Raw genomic sequence first — 18,514 nt, forward strand, 5'->3', positions numbered from 1 at the left:
TTATTTCACCTCTGTCTTACGTTTATTTAAGATTTCAGCAATATGCAGAACTTCCACATTTGCACCTACGCGTTCTGCCCGTCCGCGAATATTCATAAGGCAGCCTTCATCCGCTCCAATTAAATATTCTGCGCCTGTTTCAATGATATGCTGAACCTTTTCATCAACCATTTGTTCAGAAATCTGTTCCATTTTTACAGAAAAAGTTCCGCCAAAGCCGCAGCAAGTGTCATTATTTGGCAGTTGAGTGTATTTTAAGCCGCGCACATTCGATAAAAGTGTCATGGGAGCGCTTTTCACGCCAAGCAAACGCGTCATATGGCATGACATATGATAGGTTACATTCCCTTCAAAAACAGCACCGACATCCTCCACTTGAAGTACATCAACGATAAATTGCGTTAGTTCATAGGTTTTATCAGCGACCCTTTTTGCTCGCGGTTCCCAGATTGGATCTCCCTGAAATACATCCGGATATTTTTTGAACATATAGGCACACGAGCCCGAAGGACTGACAATATATTCAGCATCCTCAAAGACTTCTATCATATGCTTCATTGCCTCTTTTGAGTCTTTCACATAACCGGAATTATAGGCTGGTTGTCCGCAGCAAATTTGTCCCTTCGGAAATTCCACTTCACAGCCGAGATATTCCAATAATTCAACTGAAGACTTTCCAACATCTGTACGGAACATATCCACTAAGCAGGTGGCAAAAAAGGCTACTTTCATATTCATTCATCTCCATTTAAATTTAATAAGAAAAAGCGCGGGTGTCGCTTAGCGCCTGTGCTAGACTATTCTCCAAATCTTAACTTATATCCTGATAGTATAAAGAAAATTTCGATAATTAACAACAACTATAAAGTTATTGTCGAAAAGTGTTTACATTATTTGAATCTTATTATTTAATAGATTATATGGAATTTTCAAAAAAGGGGGAGATAGAATTGAAAAGGTATCTTAATAAGGGATTTCTATTAATGACTGTTCTATTGCTTTTGGCTTTAACGGCATGCAGCGGCAATAGTTCAGAGAAAACAAGTAAGACCAATTCGGCTAAAGGTGATAAGGTCAGTGCGAAACTTGGCGTAATCTCCTATATTACCGGCCCTGGTGCTGCTTATGGCGAAGCAATTACCAATGGTTTGAAACTAGCTCAGAAGGAAATTAATGCAAAAGGCGATGTCAAAATCGACCTAGTGACTGAAGACTCAGCTGGTAAACAAGAGCAAGCATTATCTGCCGCTCAAAAATTAATGAGTGATGATGACATTGTTGGAATAATCGGGCCAACTTTAAGTACAGAAATGAACGTAGTAGGTAAAGAAGCAGATATGAACGGTATTCCGATTATGGGTACGTCCACAACAGCAGAAGGAATTCCACAGATTGGTGATTATGTTTTCAGAAACTCATTACCTGAAGCACTGGCTATTCCGACAGCGCTCAAAAAAGCTGTTGATAAATACGATGTAAAGAAAGTTGCCATTCTTTACGGGAACGATGATGTGTTTACAAAGTCCGGATTTGACACGATGAAAAAAGCTGCCGAAGACATGAAACTTGACATCTTAACGATTGAAACGTTCCAAAAAGGGCAGTCAGACTACAACGCACAATTGACAAAAATTAAAGGGCTTAAGCCGGATCTGATTCTTTGTTCGGCATTATACAATGAAGGTGCGGTCATCATGGACCAAGCAAGAAAAGCAGGACTTGATGTACCGTTCGTAGGCGGAAATGGATTTAACTCGCCGCAGGTAATTGACATTGCCGGTCAAGCTGCCGATGGATTAATTGTTGCGACACCTTGGTTTGCAGACAAACCAGATCAAAAAGTACAAGATTTTGTAAAGAAATTTGAAGCTGAATATGGTAAAAAGCCAGACCAATTTGCTGCACAAGCCTATGATGCGCTTTATATTTATGCAGAAGCTTTAAAAAATGCAGGAGAAGCTGACCGTGATGCACTTCGCGATGCGCTAGCTAAAATCAAGAACTTCCCAGGCATACTTGGTAACTTCTCGTTTGATAAAGACGGTGACGTTGTCATGGAACCAACCGTTCTGATTATCAAAGATGGGAAATTCCAATTATTCGAATAAAAAATAAGCTGAACATGAAGGGCACTTTAATAGTGCCCTCCTTACATTACTTTAACCTGTTCTTGATGTGGCAGGAAATAGATGAACCGTCCCCATGCAAATCATGACGGGGGGAATTTTTTTAGTTAAAGGGTGAGATGAATTGCTGTTGGAGCAATTAATAAACGGAATAACACTTGGAAGCATCTATGCCATCGTTGCCCTCGGATTTACACTTGTTTTTGGAGTTCTAGGCATCATTAATATGGCACATGGCGAAATCTTTATGATCGGCGCTTTTATCGGCGTCGTGGTAACAGGTACATTGGGCTTACCCATTTGGATGGCATTTCTTGCTGCCATCATTGTCACCGCTGTTTTAGGGTATCTGCTTGAGCAATTTGCATTAAGACCGCTGCGCGGCAAAAAGGGTGTCTCACACCTTGCCCCATTAATCAGCACCATCGGGGTATCGATTTTTCTAGAAAATCTATCACACCATTTATTCGGTGCCGGAAACCATCCTTTTAAAAATGCTTTTGCCGAAGTTCATTTTACAATCGGTTCCATCACCATATATGTAGTGCAAATCGTGATTTTTGTGATTTCAGTGGTGTTAATGATGGCACTTTCATATTGGCTTTCCAAAACAAGAGCAGGGAAAGCGCTCCGTGCGACTGCGGAGAACTTAGACACTGCCAGTATCCTTGGTGTCAATACAAAACAGATCATCACCTTAACAGTTGTGATGGCCTCCGCTATGGGTGGAATTGCTGGCATTCTGGTTGGAATGGCATTTAACTCGGTGAATCCGCAGATGGGCTTATCCATCGGGCTAAAGGGGCTTGCCATTATCATCTTGGGCGGAATGGGCAGTGTGAAAGGCGCAATGGCGGGAGGATTAATTCTTGGTTTAGCTGAAACACTCATGGTTGCATATGGAGATTCAGGATATCGAGATGCTATTGCCTTCATCGCAATCATCGTGATCCTTTTAGTACGGCCGCAGGGATTATTCGGCCAAAAGACATCAGAGGGAAGGCCGTGATGATATGCTTGGAGATTTTATAAATCCATACTACCTTCAAGTTGGATCTTTTATCATGATTAACATTATTCTAGGCTTGAGTATTTATATTACCCTATCTTCCGGACAGCTTTCACTAGGGTCTGCCGGGTTCATGGGAATTGGAGCCTACACATCTGCGATACTCACCATTAACTATGATTTGCCGATTATCGCAGGCATCATTGCAGGGGCATTAGTTGCCGGGATAATCGGTATTCTAATCGGTATTCCATCCCTTAGGTTAACGGGGGTTTATCTAGCAATTGCAACACTTGGCTTCGGGGAAGTAATAAGGGTATTCCTAATCAATTGGGAGTCTGTTACCAAAGGGGCAGTCGGTCTTTCAGGTATCCCCCAAATTGGTAGAGAATTACTTAAGTTTTCTAGGGATGCTGGATTCAGTCCCCTTTCAATCGGTCTAAAAAACAATCAATTTGTTTATTTAATTGTCCTGATTCTATTGATACTTATTAATATTTTTCTCATCTGGTTCTTGATTAGACTAAATAAATCTCGTGTCGGCCGGGCTTTTGCAGCTATTAAAATGGATGAAAAAGCGGCAGAGGCAATGGGAATTAATATTACGTATTACAAAGTTTTATCTTTTGCGCAAGGTGCAGTTTTCGCAGGTTTTGCAGGTGCATTATTCGCACATATCATGGGATATATCAGTCCGGCCGATTTCTCTTATCATCGCGCAGTTGATATTCTTATTTTCGCGGTATTCGGTGGAAGTGATGTCATCTGGGGCTCTATTTTCGGGGCAATCTTTATGACTTTGATGCCAGAGGTCCTACGATTTATTAGCGAATATCGTTATATGATTTATGGGATTGTTTTAGTATTAATGATGGCCTTCCGTCCGCAGGGAATTATTGATGTTCCCCTTTTACAAAAGTTACAGTTGCGAAAAAGGAGGAGTAACCATGGTTCTAAACATTAAAAACATCTCTAAGAATTTCGGCGGCATCTCTGCTTTAACCGATGTTTCTTTTTCCATCGAGGAAGGAGAAATCTATGGTCTTATCGGCCCAAACGGAGCAGGAAAAACGACCATGTTTAATATGATTACAAATATGTTCCCCCCGACGTCGGGTGAAATTACCTTTCTTGATGAACAAATTACCGGTCTTAAACCGTATAAGATTACAAATAAGGGAATCTGCCGAACCTTTCAAAACATTCGCCTTTTCTCACAAATGACGGCTACGGAAAATGTGTTGGTCGGGGGGCACTCCCGCAGTAAATCTGGCGTTTTTAGCGGTGTTTTTGGGACAAAATCGCAGCGTACAGAAGAAGAAAGATTACGTGTAAAGGCAAAGGAACTTCTAGAATTAGTGGGCTTATCTGAATACGAAGAGACAGTTTCTGAAAACTTAGCTTACGGGCAGCAAAGAAGGCTGGAAATTGCAAGGGCTTTAGCCAGCGACCCTAAACTATTATTATTAGATGAACCCGCTGCAGGGATGAATGAATCCGAAACCGACGAATTGTATTTTTTAATTAAAAAGGTTCAAGAACGAGGCATTACAACCCTATTAATTGAACATGACATGCCACTTGTCATGAAGCTGTGTGATAAAATTACCGTTTTAAACTTTGGTAGAAAACTGGCTGAAGGCACGCCTGAGGAAATTCAAAACAACCAGATGGTTATTGAAGCCTACCTCGGTTCAGAGGGGGATGATGAGATTGCTTAAAGTTTCTGGAATCGAGACATTTTACGGAAAAATCCAGGCGCTAAAAGGTGTCAGCCTTGAAGTGGAACAAGGGAAAATTGTTGCCATTCTGGGTGCAAACGGGGCCGGAAAAACGACTACCATGAAAACGATCGCTGGGTTATTGAAACCTAAAAACGGTACCGTCGAATTTTTAGGGGAAAATATAACCGGGCTTAGGCCCGATCAGCTTGTGAAGAGAGGAGTCTCTTTAGTTCCTGAAGGCCGGGCGATTTTATCAGGCATGACGGTGATGGAGAACCTGGAAATGGGTGCTTACCAGCGTAACGATAAGGAAATTGGAAAGGATATCGAAGGGGTTATGGAGAGGTTTCCGATCTTGCGGGAAAGGAAAGCTCAGCTTGGCGGCACGCTTTCAGGAGGACAGCAGCAAATGCTTGCGATTGCTCGGGCATTGCTGTCAAAGCCTAAACTGCTGCTGCTTGACGAACCTTCGATGGGGCTCGCTCCTTTGATTGTGGCGGATATCTTTAAGATTATTAAAGAAATTAAGGATGCCGGAACCACCGTGCTTGTCGTTGAACAAAATGCTAAGCAGGCGTTGAAGGTCGCTGATTATGGCTACGTGCTAGAGACTGGAAAAGTCATTATCCATGGTCCGGCACAGGATTTATTAGAAGACCCGAAAATTGTGGAAGCTTATCTTGGAAGGAAATCTGGTGCCTGACACCCTGTCTGAAGCAGGGGACGGTTCTTCTGCATCATTTCGGATAGAAGCACAAAAAAATGAGCGGAAACCAAAAGTTTCCGCTCAATCAATTTATTTTGTACTTAAGCAACGCTCGTGCCTTTTTTATGATGACCTTTAGTTGCAAAATACTTACGTACAATTGGCATTGCATATCGATCTAACCCAAATTTACCAGCATTTGCTCCGGCTACAAGGACGAAGAAGGCTAGAAGAATCATTTGTCCGTTCGTGCTCACGGTGCCACTGAACAAGAAGGCGAAATTCATGAACATTCCCATTAATGTCGCAAAGTTAGTAAGCAGGCCTAGGATTAACGCAATTCCGACGAGCACTTCGCCCCATTGCACTAAGAAAGAAAACAGATCCGCGTTTGGCAAGGCAACTTGCTCTAGAAATGTTGCCCACCAGCCTTGTACCGCTGGGTGTTCCCCCGTGCTAGAAGCAATCGCACCTTTTAAAAATCCACTTGCATCAAAGCCGCCGCTTGTTATTTTTCCATAACCTGCATGTAAAAATTGATACCCTATATAAACACGAATGATAGCTAAAATCCCGGCAACAATAGTATTTTTTCTTAAAAGATTTAACATGGTACTCCATCTCCCTTTGGATTTTTAAAAATAAGTTTGTTCACTATTTCACATTTTGATTTACAAGATCTTGTTTGTTTCTTACTACACTTATATATTATCACCTTTTTAAAGGTAAGAAAGGTACTTGTGATGGTTTTCACAAATTAGTAACAAAGTCTTGACGTTATTGTGAACTAACTTTAAATCCACATGAAAAAGGTTCAGTCCCGCTGACTATGCAGCGGAATTGAACCCTTATTTATTACGATTGAAATGGAAATGAAGCGGAAGAACCGTCCCCTGCTTCACCACTGAGTTAATAAAAACGTTTCTTTAATTGTTCCGACTTGATTTCCTGCGTCGTTTTTTATTATGGATGGTTTTAGTTCTTTTAATCTGGTTATGGTTTCTTTGTTGTGGTAGTTGATCTGTTCTAGAATGGATGCTACGATAGCTGGCCATACATCTTCTGAACCGTTTAAGACTTTTAAGGCAAAGCCAAGTTTTTCGTCTTTCAAGCCGAAGCAATAAACCCCTTGCGCCCCGCCCTTAGCGATGATATTTGAATCTTGAAGCAAAACGGAACAAATAAATCGCTCCGAAGCAACCATCTGCGGATATTCATTCATCACGCTCGTCATTTCTTTAACAGCCTTTTGAAGCAATGGATCCTGGATTAAATCCGGGCATGCTAATTTTAAATAGGTAATCGCCATATTCTTTAATGGAATGGCAAAGACAGGGACACCACAGCCATCTTTGCCAATGGTAATATCGGAAACAGGTACTTCCGATAATTCGGAAAGGATCGTCAAAATTTGCTGTTGGAGTGGGTGGTCTACTTCCCAATATCCCTCAACTGGATACCCAAGCTCTCGGCAAACACTGACGAAACCCATATGCTTAGCCGAACAGTTATGGTAGAGCCTTCTTTTCTCCATATTTTTTCGTAACATTTCCTCCCGGGGTGCTACATTTAAAGGATACGAAGGCGGGCAAAATAAATCCTCTTCTGAGACGGGCAATTTGGACAACATCGATTCAAGGGCATCTATATGATACGTTTCCCCTCTGTGCGAAGCAGTAAATAAGGCTGCTTCCTGCCTTGTCAGACCATATTTAGAAATAATCGTTGATAAAAAAACCGGAATGGCCTGAATGGGCTTTGATGCGGATCGATAAAAAGTATAATGATCCTGATCTCCTGCATGGCAGACCGTTTGGTATTGATCATTCACCCCGCAAATCATCCCGAAATGCACATTTTCAACCAGTCCGGCCCGTGTTTCTTCAATTAATTGAACATAGTTCATTTCCTACACATCTCCCAAGTAACAATTTCAATCTAAATCTAACAAGGAATTTTGCACCTGAAGTGCTGCTCCAAGTACTACCCCCTGATTGCTTAGCCCTGAATAAACGACTTTTAGTGTATCTTTTATTGGCTCCCAAATATATAACTCACATTTTCGCTCAATTTCTCCTTTTAATTCAGGAAGCTTTTCAATCGTATCTCCGCTTAAGATAATGACTTCCGGGTTATACAGGCATAAGATATTGCTTAGGGCAAGTGCGATATACGTTGTCGTTCGATCCATAATATTTATAGCCCACGAATCTCGTTTTCGATAGGCAGCAAAAACCTCATCAATCGACTGGATATTTTTTATCTTCTTGCTATCAGCAATAATGGCACCTTCAGAAATATACGTGGCAAGGCAGCCAATCTTTCCGCAATTACAGACATTCCCCGTTGGGTCAATGACCGTATGGCCAATCTCGCCGGCATTATTGGAATCCCCTCGATAAATTTCTCCATTTAGGATGATGGCTGCTCCAATACCTGATCCAATACCAACCAGAACGGCATTTTGTGAATCCCTTGCCATTCCCTTAAAATTTTCGGCGATAACTTTCATTTTTAATTCATTATCAATGATGACATCAAATCCGGTCAGCCGCTTCAGGTCATCCGCTAGGCGTGCATGTTTCCATTTAAGCTGATCCGATACTTTTACCAAACCATTCATATAGTCAATGGAACCTGGAAGACCTACTCCAATGCCAATGATCTTTTCAAAAGGGAGTTGATGCTTTTCAATTAAATCACGCATCCCTCTATTTACTTTCATCAGCGTTTCATCATAACTCTCAGCTTCATCTCGCGGAATACTTAACCACGCCGCCATTTCTCCCACATAATCGACAATACCGATTTTAATAATAAGTTTGTCGATTTCTACTCCAATGGTATAAAGAACATCTCTGCAAACATCCAGTAAGGTTGCCTTTCTGCCTACACCAGATGTAACCAGTTCCGTTTCTCTCACAAACCCCTGGGAATGTAACTCGCTGACGATTCTAGTGATGGAGGTTGGACTCATTCCCGTTACTTTCGCAACTTCCGTTCTAGAGATCGGAGATTTATTTTTAATAATATCAAGGACTAAGTTTTTATTTTGTTTTTTCATTAAAAGCTGATCTTGTTTTTCCATTGTTTACATTCCTTTTTTCATAAAAATTGAGTAGCCCTTAAAAAATCATGATGATGTCTCAACTGGGGTCGCATTAAACTCATGAGGCATCCTCATCATTTTTTAAACCTTTCCTATCCATCCGAAGAGAATCGCAAATGGAACTCCCTTGGATGGATGAGAAATGTGAGCGATCTTTAAGATAGACTTATCGAAATCCCTTAATAAATTCGATAGCCGTACAAATATCTTGAACCGGATTGGTATCGACCTCACGCTCTATTGTTAAATAGCCTTCATACTTAATGTCCTTAAGGGCTTGAAAGTAGGCCGGAAAGTCAACTCCCCCCTTACCCAACGGTAATTCTCTAAAATACTCTCCAGATGCCACCATTTGGGCAATTTTTTCATGGTCTGTACCTGCACCATAGCCGAGGGCACCATACACATCACGAGGATCTACTGGTTTTATTCGAATCCCGTCCTTAACATGTGTATGGACGATGTAATCTTTGAGGAGCTTAACACCGGCAACAGGGTCATCCCCGGTAACCATCACCATATTGGCTGGATCAAAATTAACAGAAACACCATTGGTACTTAGGCTATCTAAAAAGGATTTTAATCGTGAGGCTGTTTCAGGACCTGTTTCAATCGCAAAGTAGGCACCCATACTTCTGGCGTAAATACCCAATTCCTCACAAGCGGTTTGCATCGCTTCATAAACAGGGCTGTCCGTTTCCTCAGGCACAATACCGATATGAGTAGTGACGATACTCGTCCCCAGCTCCACCGCCAAATCCAAAATCCGTTTTGACTTTTCAATCTTCTTTTTGTTTTGCTGGGCATCCTGGAATCCATGGCCACCTAAATCCCCACAAAGCGCTGTGATGTCTAATCCTAAAGATTCGATATATGTTTTTAACTCCCTGCGAGAAGCAGCGCTTAAATTTTCCGGTGCCATTTCGCCGGTAACAGCATAAATTTGCACACCTTCTGCTCCCATTTCCTTTGCTGTTTGCAGCCCTTCACGGAGTGGCAGCCGCAGGCTATCGACCATTATTCCTATTTTATTACTCACCTTTATGGTTGTCATCAGTTAAAAAGTCACCTCACACTTTTTTTCAGAGGCCTCATAGATTCCCGCCAAGATTTTCATGATCTCAACACCATCTTCAACAGGTGCAAGTGGTTTTGTTCCCGTTAAGCAGCACGTGACAAAGGAATCAATTTCGTTTTGAAAGGCGTTAGTGAAGTCAAAGCTCAGGTGATCAATCTGCGGGTGAATGTTAATAATGGTATCATTTTCTTCACTAATTAACACCAATTCCGGTTCTAATTCAGCCCCGCCCTTCGTGCCGAACAATTTTACCTGGATTTCATCTCTCTTAGCATGAAGGGTAAAAGAAACATCAACGAGCAAGGAAGCACCATTTTCGAATGTGATCAAGGCATTGGCGGCATCTTCAACCGTATTTTTCCCTTTATCATAGTCTGCTGCCTTATAAAAGCGTAAATTCTCCACGTTCCCGCGGTTTCCTAACTGACGATACGTATTTCCGGAAATCGTCTTCACCTTTGGGCGCCCCATTAGATACCAGCAAATATCAATAATATGGACACCTAGATCAATCAATGGGCCGCCGCCGGAGCGTTCTTTATCAGCGAACCAACCGCCTGGGTTCCCTAAACGACGTAAGCACGAGGCCTTAGCATAATAGACTTCCCCTAATTTCCCACTGTCAATAAACGACTTTAGTACCTTCGTGTTGGTCGCAAACCTTCTAACAAATCCCACTTGCAATGTTTTGTTGTATTTTCGTACCGCTTCCTCCACTTTCACGGCTTCGGCTACCGTCATCGATAATGGCTTTTCTACTAAAACATGCTTTCCCCCTTTTAACGCGCCGATAGAAATTTCAGCATGGGTATCATTCCATGTACAAATACTTACAGCATCTACATCGGAGTCGTTAAATACCTCCTCTAAAGAGTTATACACATGGTCAATTCCATACTTCTGGGCCTTTTCTTCCGCCCTCTCCCTTGAATAATCAAAAACACCAGATAAAACAGCATCCGGGTTATTCCGATAGGCTTGAAAATGCAGATCAGAAATCGAACCGGCACCAATCACACAAACTCGTAATTGTTTCAAATCGATTCTCCTTTCGAGGCTAAAAAATGACCCTAGTTTGCGGTTAGTAGTTACTGAACTTCATTCCACAATCTTCTTACATTGTCCATCCCAATTTTTGACCCTACCTTACAATCTTCCATTCCTTCAAATTCCACCGTTAAATAGCCGTCATAGCCTGAGCCTTTAACCAATCTTAAAATCTCTCGAATATTCAAATCACCGTGACCAACAATCGCTCCGCGTAAATAGTTTTCATTGACCGTTCTGAACCATTCACCGCCGCCTGGGTTTTCATAGTAAGGACGAATATAGAAGTCTTTCAAATGAACAGTAGCGGCATATGGTAGATTTCTCTTCACGCCTACAAGCGGGTCTTCATCCATACAAAGGAAATTTCCCACATCAAGCGTTGTTTTAAAGTTATCACGGTTCACCCCATGGAGGACCCTTTGCACACGGTCACTTGCTTGCACATTAAACCCATGATTTTCAATTGTCGTGGTGATTCCGTATTGTGCGGCATAATCAGCAATCAACTGACTTCCTTTAACCATTTTTTCATAGTGCTCTTCAAAATAATGAATCGTCATTTCTTCTGGCTTTAACGTAAATGCTGTTACATCATGACGCATGATCTTAATGCCTAAACGGTTCACAATATCAACATGTTTTTTAATGCGCTCTACTTCTTCAGCAAAAGCTTCCTCTGTTTCCTGGACAAAGTTAGCTGGCAGCGAATAAGCAGAAAGCTCAATCCCCAGGGAGGCCGCTTTCTCTCTTATTTGATCAGCCAATTCTTCTTGATCCACAACCGTAAAACCATACGGTACAATCTCCATATGCTCCCCGCCATTATCAGCAATCCATTGGATAACATCTAATACAGTCATGGTTTCTGCTCGTAATTCCCTTACTAAACTATAAGTACTTAATCCAACTTTCATGAACAATCACTCCTATTTAATAAACTAGTATTCTACGAAATGACAGGCTACCATATGACCCTTTCCATCATCCTTGTGAACAGCTGGTTCGGTAGTCTTACATAGATCCTTCGCAATCGGACAACGTGTATGGAATCGGCAGCCTGATGGGGGGTTCACTGGGCTTGGCAAATCACCTTGTAAAATAATTCTTTCTCTTCTCAACCTTGGATCCGGAATCGGAATGGATGACAACAAAGCCTTTGTATAAGGATGCTTTGGGTTAGCGAAAATAACCTCTTTCGGGCCAGATTCAACTATGGTACCCAGGTACATAACCCCAATATGATCACTTATGTGTTCCACCACGCTTAAATCGTGGGAAATAAATAGATAGGTTAAATGAAATTCAGATTGCAAATCCTTTAACAGGTTCAGAATTTGCGCCTGAATGGAAACGTCTAAGGCAGACACCGGTTCATCCGCAATAATCAACTTCGGTTTCAAAATGAGAGCACGAGCAATCCCGATCCGTTGTCTTTGGCCGCCGCTGAATTCATGGGCATATCGATTCGCATGGTACTCACTTAAACCTACAATTTCCAAGATTTCAGAAACCTGTTGATAGCGCTCGGCTCTTGATAGGTTCGTATGGATCGCAAGTGGTTCCGCTATGATATCCCGGACTTTCATTCTCGGATTTAAGGAGGCATAGGGATCTTGGAAAATCATTTGCACTTTTTTCCTCATTACTTTTAATTGCGCTTCTTTTCTTTGCGAAATTTCTTCCCCATCAATCCATATTTCACCCTCACTTGGGTCAAGGAGGCGCGAAATCAGCCGCCCTGTTGTTGATTTCCCACAGCCGCTTTCCCCTACCAAACTAAACGTTTTCCCCTCCGGAATGTGGAAGGAAACATCATGGACCGCTTTTAGCATTTTCTTTTTCCCAAACATGCCATCAGGTATTGAAAATGACTTTTTTAACCCATCAACTTTTAATAGTGTATTAGACACCAATGCCCCTCCTTTCCTCCTGATACAGCCAACAGCTACAAGATTGGCCATTTTCAAAGCTACTTTCAGGCGGCTCTTCTTGATGGCAGATCGGCATGACGGCGTCACATCTCGGAGCAAATTTACAGCCTTTTGGCAGCGCACCTGGATTCGGTACATTTCCTTTAATGGAATCAAGCTTCTCCTTTTTATGGCCGAGCTTTGGAACAGAGCCAATTAACCCGATTGTATAGGGATGCTTTGGACTCTCAAATAAATCGAAGACATCTGCCTCCTCCACCACTTTTCCAGCGTACATCACAACAACGCGATCACACATCTCAGCCACCACACCCAAATCATGCGTAATTAATAGCATGGACATGGTTTCTTTTTCTTGAAGCTGCTTCATTACGTCTAATATTTGAGCTTGAATCGTCACATCAAGGGCAGTCGTTGGCTCATCCGCAATTAACAGCTGTGGATGACAAGAAATCGCCATGGCAATCATGATTCTTTGCCTCATCCCGCCAGATAACTGATGCGGATACTCACTCATGATTTCTTCCGCCCTTGGAATTCCTACCTTTTTTAAAATAGAGATGGCGTGCTCTTTCGCCTTTTTCGCATCAAAACCTAAATGCAGACGGATTGGTTCGAGCAGCTGTTCCCCAATTTTCATAACGGGATTGAGGGAAGTCATCGGCTCTTGAAAAATCATCGCAATTTGTTTTCCGCGAATCTTTCTCATGGCCGCCTCTGATTGATTCGTTAAATCCTGCCCATTAAAGCGGATGGTGCCATTGCTTATTTTGCCGCTCGTTCCTTTAAATAGTTTCATGATGGAAAGGGATGTAATGCTTTTTCCACTTCCCGACTCACCAACAAGACCGAGAACCTCCCCTTTATGAATGTGGAAGTTCACTCCGTGTAAGATTTTGAGTTTTTGTTTATCCTTCGTAAATTCCGTTTCAAGCCTTTCTACCTGCAGCAGCTTTTCCATCCTTTTCAAACTCCCTTACTCATTCTTCGTTTTAGGATCTAGTACATCACGGAGTCCATCGCCGATGATATTAAAAGCCAAAACGGTTAAAAAGATGGCAATACCCGGCATCATGACGATATGTGTAGAGGTACCTAAATAATCTCGCCCAAGACTTAGCATGGCTCCCCAATCGGGGCTTTCCGGACTTGCACCTAAACCCAGGAAGCTTAAACTCGAGGCAGCTAATATCGCTGTTCCGATTCTCATCGACACAAACACAATTAAACTGCCAAGGGTTTCAGGTAAAATATGCTGAAACATAATACGAAAATGGGAAGCTCCCATCGATTTAGCTGCCTCAACAAAGACGGTTTCCTTTGCCTCAAGCGTGGCTCCCCGTACCAATCTTGCAAAGGATGGTACGCTGAAAATCGATACCGCGATGACGACATTTGTTAAACCAGGCCCTAAAATTGCAATAATAGCAATGGCTAATAGGATATCAGGAAATGCAAACATGACATCGCTCGATCTCATGATCAGCCGATCCAACCAGCCGCCAAAATAGCCGCTGATCAAACCTAATACAGTCCCGCAGATGGCTCCTAAAAAGACGGAAAGAAAACTAACACTTAGCGAGATTCTCGCCCCAAATAACAAGCGGCTGAAAATATCGCGTCCATATTCATCCGTACCTGCAATGTGATGCTTACTGGGGCCTTGTAACAAGGCATTATAATCAGGCTTATATGGATCATAGGGTGCTATGTATGGACCAATAATGGCAATTAGGATCAACAGAAGAATAAAAAAGCTCGCCCAAAACGCAGTCTTCTGCCGTCTCCAATTTTTCCAAAATTCTTTTAGCGGTGAATACTCTTTCTTGTGTTTCAACGTGCTGTTCTGATTTACTACTTTGGATAATTCCATGACTACCCTCCTCTAAGCGACATAACGAATCTTCGGATTGAGATAACTATATAAAATATCTACAATTAAATTGACGATGATAAATTCAACGGAGAATAGTAATAATTCAGCTTGAATAACTGGATAATCCCTGAAGGCAATGGAATCAATTAACAGGCGTCCCATTCCTGGAAAGCTAAACACCGTTTCTACGACAACCGATCCGCCCAATAAAAAACCGAACTGCAAGCCCGCAATGGTAACGACAGGAATTAACGAATTTCTTAGTGCATGTTTAGGTATGACAACAGACTCTCTTAGTCCTTTTGCCCGTCCTGTACGAATAAAGTCCGCTTTCAGCGTTTCAAGAAGAGAGGATCGGGTGAATCGGGCAAGCATGGACATAATGCCCGCTCCCAAGGTGATGGAAGGCAAGACATAGCTTTTCCACCCGTCGGCGCCGCCTGTTGGAAACCATCCGAGTTGGACGGAGAATAGTTGAATGAGGATTAACCCTAACCAAAATCCCGGTAAAGAGATTCCGGAGACGGCCGTCACCATTCCGAGATAGTCTGGCCATTTATTTTTAAAAACAGCCGATAGGGTACCAATCACTAAACCGATGATTAAGGCCCAAACCATACTGAATAATGTCAAATAAATGGATGGCATAAATCGATCAACGAACATATCCATAACAGGCAGGCCAGTCTTCAGTGAGGTACCTAAATTCCCCTGAAATAGATGGCCCATGTAGGTAGCATATTGTTCCCAAATCGGTTTATCGAGACCAAGCTCTCCTCTAATGATGGATACCTCTTCTAATGAAGCGTCCTTACCTGCAACCAAACGTGCCGGATCCCCCGGAATTAAGTGGGTAAAAAAGAAGATTAAGATTGAAACGATGAAGATAATAGGAATCATTTCCAAAACTCTTTTGATAATAAACTGGAGCAATTTTGATAACCCCTTTCTAAAAAAAGCGCAAGGCCCTAGAGATCCTTTCTAAAGAAGGAAAGAAGCTTTGGGATGAATCCCTCCGCCTCTTTTCTTACGACGTTTGTTCGTGTTTACACTCTACTTTAAATTTGCATCGGTAACGTCAATTCCACCATCCGGCGTAATGATGACACCATCCACATTTGTTCGTTTACCTGCCAAGATTTCATCCACACCTAGGAAAATCCATGGTGCATCTTTATAGATGGTGGATTGCATATTGCCATAAATCTCTGCTTGTTTTCCTTGATCAGCCGTTTTGTTAACTTCCTCAATCCATTGATCCACTTGATCATTTTTATAGTAAGCCGTATTTGCTCCATTAGGAGGGAATGAACCACTATAGAATAACGGCTTTGTAGCATTGGTTGTATCAGAAGGATAAGCTGACCAGCTTACATACCACATTTGTAATTTGGTATCTTCCGGTTTTTGGGCACCATAAATCTCGTCTGATAAAGTGCCTTCTTCCATTGATTTAATTTCTACATCAATACCAATTGCTTTTAATTGCTGTTGGATGAACTGCATACCCTTCATCGTATCAGAGTTGGTATTACCCCAGATCTCTGTTTTAAATCCTTTTTCAAGTCCTGCATCTTTTAACAATTGCTTTGCTTTTTCAATATTTGGGTTGTACATTTCTTGCTTGCTATAATGAAGCGTTTTGCTAGGAAGAATGGAGTCTAATGGCAGACCAAATCCTGTTTTCACTACCTTGATAAAGGCATCCTTATCTACGGCATAGTTCATTGCCTGACGGACACGCGGATCATCGAAAGGTTTTTTCATCGTATTAATCGATACATAATTCGCAATGGTCGATGGAATTTTTTCAACTTTTACATCCTTTGCACTTTCCATTTCCTTAATGTTTTGACTTGGCAGCGGATAGATAACCTGTGCTTCGCCCGTTTTTAACATCGCTACACGAGAACCATTTTCCGGAACTGGCTTATACGTAATTTTCTGGACACGATCTTTTTTATCCCAATATTCATCAAATCGCTCTACTGTCAAATGGTCGCCTTGAACCCACTCCACAAATTTAAACGGTCCCGTACCAATTGGGTTTTTCCCAATTTTGTCTTTTCCTTCACCAATAAGCTTAGGGCTAAGGATCTTAGCAGATACAAATCTGGTTAGCATCCCTGCATAAGGCTCTTTTAAGGTGATCTTAATTTCATAATCATTAATGACATCAATGTTCGTAATTAGATTAAATCCACGGCTGTTTAAACGCAGACTATCATCCTTCATAATTCTTTCATAGTTTGCTTTAACTGCCTCTGCATTGAATGCTTCGCCATCGTGAAACTTTACACCTTGGCGTAATTTAAATGTATATTCCAAGGCATCGTCACTAATACTGTAATCCTCAGCAAGCTTTTTCATGATCTTTCCATCCGGATCAAATCCCAATAGCCCTTCAAGCATGGCTGATTGTACGGAATTGGAATTGGTATCTCCCGTATTATGCGGATCCATGGAAATAAAGTTTTCATTTACCGCAATCACCATATCCTTGGCAACCGCTTTACTTCCTTCCTTCTTTTCCCCCGTACTTTCTTTGCTGGAGCATCCAACAATCAATACGGCCGAGATGACAACTAACATCAGCATTTTCCATAAGTGTGCCTTTCTCAATTGATTTCCCCCTCTTATTATTTTTTCTTAGGTATGTTGATCCTGTTGTTCTCTTTACTAGCGATACCTTTGAATTATATGATCCTGATTACCTCTAGCAATGTCTTATTCATGCAAATAGATTGTTAAAAGTAATCGAAAATCCAACTATATATTTTCTCTATGTTAGTAACTCATGATGAAATAACCTAAAATTGCCTAAAATGATTCTATATTTCTATTAATTTCTCCAGTGGTGAAATTAATTAAATACTAAGATTATTATAACTTCCACTTAAAGCGTTTTCAATACAATTTTTTGAATAATAAAAAAAGTGAAGCAGAGGACGGTTCCCCCGCTTTCTACGGGAGTTGCTGTCCCCTTGGTCTTCCCTTTTTTCTCTTTTTCACCTTTATAAGGAATGTAAGCAGTAAAACAATGAAAGCCCCACTCGCATCAATCAAGACATCTTTAAATGAGGCGGTCCTGTTCGGAACAAACGATTGATGCCACTCATCAGTCATCGCATAAAAAAAAGTAATACACCAGGCAAATAAATATGAAAATCGAAATCGTTCCAGCGACTTAAATAGGAAAAATGAAAGAATGCCAAAGGCAGTAAGATGCGTCGCCTTCCGAATCAGAAAATTCAACAAATCAATTAGTAAAAGCTTTGCTTGAGAACTTAAAAAATCAATCTTATCAATAAAAAACAATTTATCAATGGCCATTGCTGTATGGCTTCCTGTAAAATACGGGAGCTGCGTAAACAAAAAAATCACTACCATCCAAATAATAGTTGCGATTTGCCACCACTTTCGATTACTCATATAGTAAACTTCCTCTCTTGAATCGCCTTACTTGAAGACTACAAAATTTCATAAGTTGATGATATCAGATAAGATTGAAAAAGAACATGAAACATTGCTAGACGTAAGGAGAGTACTCATTTCTTTTAAAAAATCGTAAAAAGGTATTTAGAGGGCTCCATTGTCGTGAACACCAAACAATTCCCTTCAGTTATTCCGATGGATGCGATTCAGTCGCATTTGGAGTATATTACGAATTAACGTTCAATCATACCGATGAAGACCAAAACACTCAGCGAATGCCGGTAAAATAGTCTTCATCATGCTTATGAAGGCCAAAATACTCTGCGAACGTCGACAAAATGGTCTTCATCATACTTATGAAGACCAAAACACTGAAAAATCACAGCAAAACGGTCTTCATCCAGCCGATGAAGGACAAAACTCCAAAAATCCTGAGCAAAATGGTCTTCATCAAGTCATCGAAGGCGAGT

Annotated in this window: 18 protein-coding genes; 5 read left to right on the forward strand and 13 right to left on the reverse strand. The window is 41.4% G+C overall.

The window, feature by feature from the left end:
• Positions 1-732 (reverse strand): (Fe-S)-binding protein, encoded by a 732-nt coding sequence (locus BABA_RS11535; RefSeq protein WP_007085366.1) that lies wholly within the window; start codon positions 730-732, stop codon positions 1-3.
• Between the two features lie 218 nt (positions 733-950).
• Here BABA_RS11535 and BABA_RS11540 point away from each other — a divergent pair, with 218 nt between their 5' ends.
• The 5 genes from BABA_RS11540 (at position 951) to BABA_RS11560 (ending at position 5,562) form a co-directional block, all read left to right on the forward strand.
• Complete coding sequence (locus BABA_RS11540; RefSeq protein WP_007085367.1) at positions 951-2,108, forward strand: ABC transporter substrate-binding protein; 1,158 nt, start codon at positions 951-953, stop codon at positions 2,106-2,108.
• A gap of 142 nt (positions 2,109-2,250) precedes the next feature.
• Complete coding sequence (locus BABA_RS11545) at positions 2,251-3,135, forward strand: branched-chain amino acid ABC transporter permease (protein WP_007085368.1); 885 nt, start codon at positions 2,251-2,253, stop codon at positions 3,133-3,135.
• 4 nt (positions 3,136-3,139) lie between these two features.
• Positions 3,140-4,099, forward strand: coding sequence for a branched-chain amino acid ABC transporter permease (locus tag BABA_RS11550; protein ID WP_007085369.1), 960 nt, complete (start codon positions 3,140-3,142; stop codon positions 4,097-4,099).
• Positions 4,083-4,856, forward strand: coding sequence for an ABC transporter ATP-binding protein (locus BABA_RS11555; protein ID WP_007085370.1), 774 nt, complete (start codon positions 4,083-4,085; stop codon positions 4,854-4,856). Before BABA_RS11550 ends, BABA_RS11555 begins: the two co-directional genes overlap by 17 nt.
• Positions 4,849-5,562 (forward strand): ABC transporter ATP-binding protein, encoded by a 714-nt coding sequence (locus tag BABA_RS11560; protein ID WP_007085371.1) that lies wholly within the window; start codon positions 4,849-4,851, stop codon positions 5,560-5,562. Before BABA_RS11555 ends, BABA_RS11560 begins: the two co-directional genes overlap by 8 nt.
• A 104-nt stretch (positions 5,563-5,666) precedes the next feature.
• On the opposite strand, the gene BABA_RS11565 is transcribed toward BABA_RS11560, so the two are convergent.
• The 12 genes from BABA_RS11565 to BABA_RS11620 form a co-directional block, all read right to left on the reverse strand.
• The gene (locus tag BABA_RS11565; RefSeq protein WP_007085372.1) at positions 5,667-6,176 is read right to left on the reverse strand and encodes a DoxX family protein; all 510 of its coding nucleotides are present in this window, start codon (positions 6,174-6,176) and stop codon (positions 5,667-5,669) included.
• A gap of 287 nt (positions 6,177-6,463) precedes the next feature.
• Entirely contained in the window at positions 6,464-7,471 is a 1,008-nt protein-coding gene (locus tag BABA_RS11570; protein ID WP_007085373.1) for an asparaginase, read from the reverse strand.
• Positions 7,472-7,498: 27 nt separating this feature from the next.
• Positions 7,499-8,653 carry an ROK family transcriptional regulator gene (locus BABA_RS11575; RefSeq protein WP_007085374.1) on the reverse strand — a complete coding sequence of 385 codons (1,155 nt, stop codon included), beginning with the start codon at positions 8,651-8,653 and terminating at the stop codon, positions 7,499-7,501.
• A 187-nt stretch (positions 8,654-8,840) separates the two neighbouring features.
• Entirely contained in the window at positions 8,841-9,728 is an 888-nt protein-coding gene (locus BABA_RS11580) for a sugar phosphate isomerase/epimerase family protein (protein ID WP_007085375.1), read from the reverse strand.
• A gap of 3 nt (positions 9,729-9,731) precedes the next feature.
• Entirely contained in the window at positions 9,732-10,790 is a 1,059-nt protein-coding gene (locus tag BABA_RS11585; protein WP_007085376.1) for a Gfo/Idh/MocA family protein, read from the reverse strand.
• A gap of 50 nt (positions 10,791-10,840) precedes the next feature.
• Positions 10,841-11,716, reverse strand: coding sequence for a sugar phosphate isomerase/epimerase family protein (locus BABA_RS11590; RefSeq protein WP_007085377.1), 876 nt, complete (start codon positions 11,714-11,716; stop codon positions 10,841-10,843).
• Between the two features lie 24 nt (positions 11,717-11,740).
• The gene (locus BABA_RS11595) at positions 11,741-12,712 is read right to left on the reverse strand and encodes an ABC transporter ATP-binding protein (RefSeq protein WP_007085378.1); all 972 of its coding nucleotides are present in this window, start codon (positions 12,710-12,712) and stop codon (positions 11,741-11,743) included.
• The gene (locus tag BABA_RS11600) at positions 12,705-13,694 is read right to left on the reverse strand and encodes an ABC transporter ATP-binding protein (RefSeq protein ID WP_007085379.1); all 990 of its coding nucleotides are present in this window, start codon (positions 13,692-13,694) and stop codon (positions 12,705-12,707) included. The genes BABA_RS11595 and BABA_RS11600 overlap by 8 nt, the downstream gene beginning before the upstream one ends.
• Before the next feature lie 15 nt (positions 13,695-13,709).
• Positions 13,710-14,606 (reverse strand): ABC transporter permease, encoded by an 897-nt coding sequence (locus BABA_RS11605; RefSeq protein ID WP_007085380.1) that lies wholly within the window; start codon positions 14,604-14,606, stop codon positions 13,710-13,712.
• Positions 14,607-14,618: 12 nt separating this feature from the next.
• Positions 14,619-15,542 (reverse strand): nickel ABC transporter permease, encoded by a 924-nt coding sequence (gene nikB, locus BABA_RS11610; protein WP_007085381.1) that lies wholly within the window; start codon positions 15,540-15,542, stop codon positions 14,619-14,621.
• A 120-nt stretch (positions 15,543-15,662) separates the two neighbouring features.
• Positions 15,663-17,207 carry a glutathione ABC transporter substrate-binding protein gene (locus BABA_RS11615; RefSeq protein ID WP_211214180.1) on the reverse strand — a complete coding sequence of 515 codons (1,545 nt, stop codon included), beginning with the start codon at positions 17,205-17,207 and terminating at the stop codon, positions 15,663-15,665.
• Positions 17,208-17,573: 366 nt separating this feature from the next.
• Entirely contained in the window at positions 17,574-18,041 is a 468-nt protein-coding gene (locus tag BABA_RS11620) for a VanZ family protein (protein WP_007085383.1), read from the reverse strand.
• Positions 18,042-18,514: the final 473 nt, after the last annotated feature.

The organism is Neobacillus bataviensis LMG 21833 (assembly GCF_000307875.1).
Lineage (GTDB): Bacteria > Bacillota > Bacilli > Bacillales > Cytobacillaceae > Neobacillus > Neobacillus bataviensis.

What these genes read in the sequence shown, in the direction of transcription:
- BABA_RS11535 (WP_007085366.1), bottom strand. Translation starts at nt 732, where the DNA reads ATGAAAGTAGCCTTTTTTGCCACCTGCTTAGTGGATATGTTCCGTACA.
- BABA_RS11550 (WP_007085369.1), top strand. Translation starts at nt 3,140, where the DNA reads ATGCTTGGAGATTTTATAAATCCATACTACCTTCAAGTTGGATCTTTT.
- BABA_RS11555 (WP_007085370.1), top strand. Translation starts at nt 4,083, where the DNA reads ATGGTTCTAAACATTAAAAACATCTCTAAGAATTTCGGCGGCATCTCT.
- BABA_RS11565 (WP_007085372.1), bottom strand. Translation starts at nt 6,176, where the DNA reads ATGTTAAATCTTTTAAGAAAAAATACTATTGTTGCCGGGATTTTAGCT.
- BABA_RS11570 (WP_007085373.1), bottom strand. Translation starts at nt 7,471, where the DNA reads ATGAACTATGTTCAATTAATTGAAGAAACACGGGCCGGACTGGTTGAA.
- BABA_RS11575 (WP_007085374.1), bottom strand. Translation starts at nt 8,653, where the DNA reads ATGGAAAAACAAGATCAGCTTTTAATGAAAAAACAAAATAAAAACTTA.
- BABA_RS11580 (WP_007085375.1), bottom strand. Translation starts at nt 9,728, where the DNA reads ATGACAACCATAAAGGTGAGTAATAAAATAGGAATAATGGTCGATAGC.
- BABA_RS11590 (WP_007085377.1), bottom strand. Translation starts at nt 11,716, where the DNA reads ATGAAAGTTGGATTAAGTACTTATAGTTTAGTAAGGGAATTACGAGCA.
- BABA_RS11600 (WP_007085379.1), bottom strand. Translation starts at nt 13,694, where the DNA reads ATGGAAAAGCTGCTGCAGGTAGAAAGGCTTGAAACGGAATTTACGAAG.
- BABA_RS11605 (WP_007085380.1), bottom strand. Translation starts at nt 14,606, where the DNA reads ATGGAATTATCCAAAGTAGTAAATCAGAACAGCACGTTGAAACACAAG.
- BABA_RS11615 (WP_211214180.1), bottom strand. Translation starts at nt 17,207, where the DNA reads ATGCTGATGTTAGTTGTCATCTCGGCCGTATTGATTGTTGGATGCTCC.
- BABA_RS11620 (WP_007085383.1), bottom strand. Translation starts at nt 18,041, where the DNA reads ATGAGTAATCGAAAGTGGTGGCAAATCGCAACTATTATTTGGATGGTA.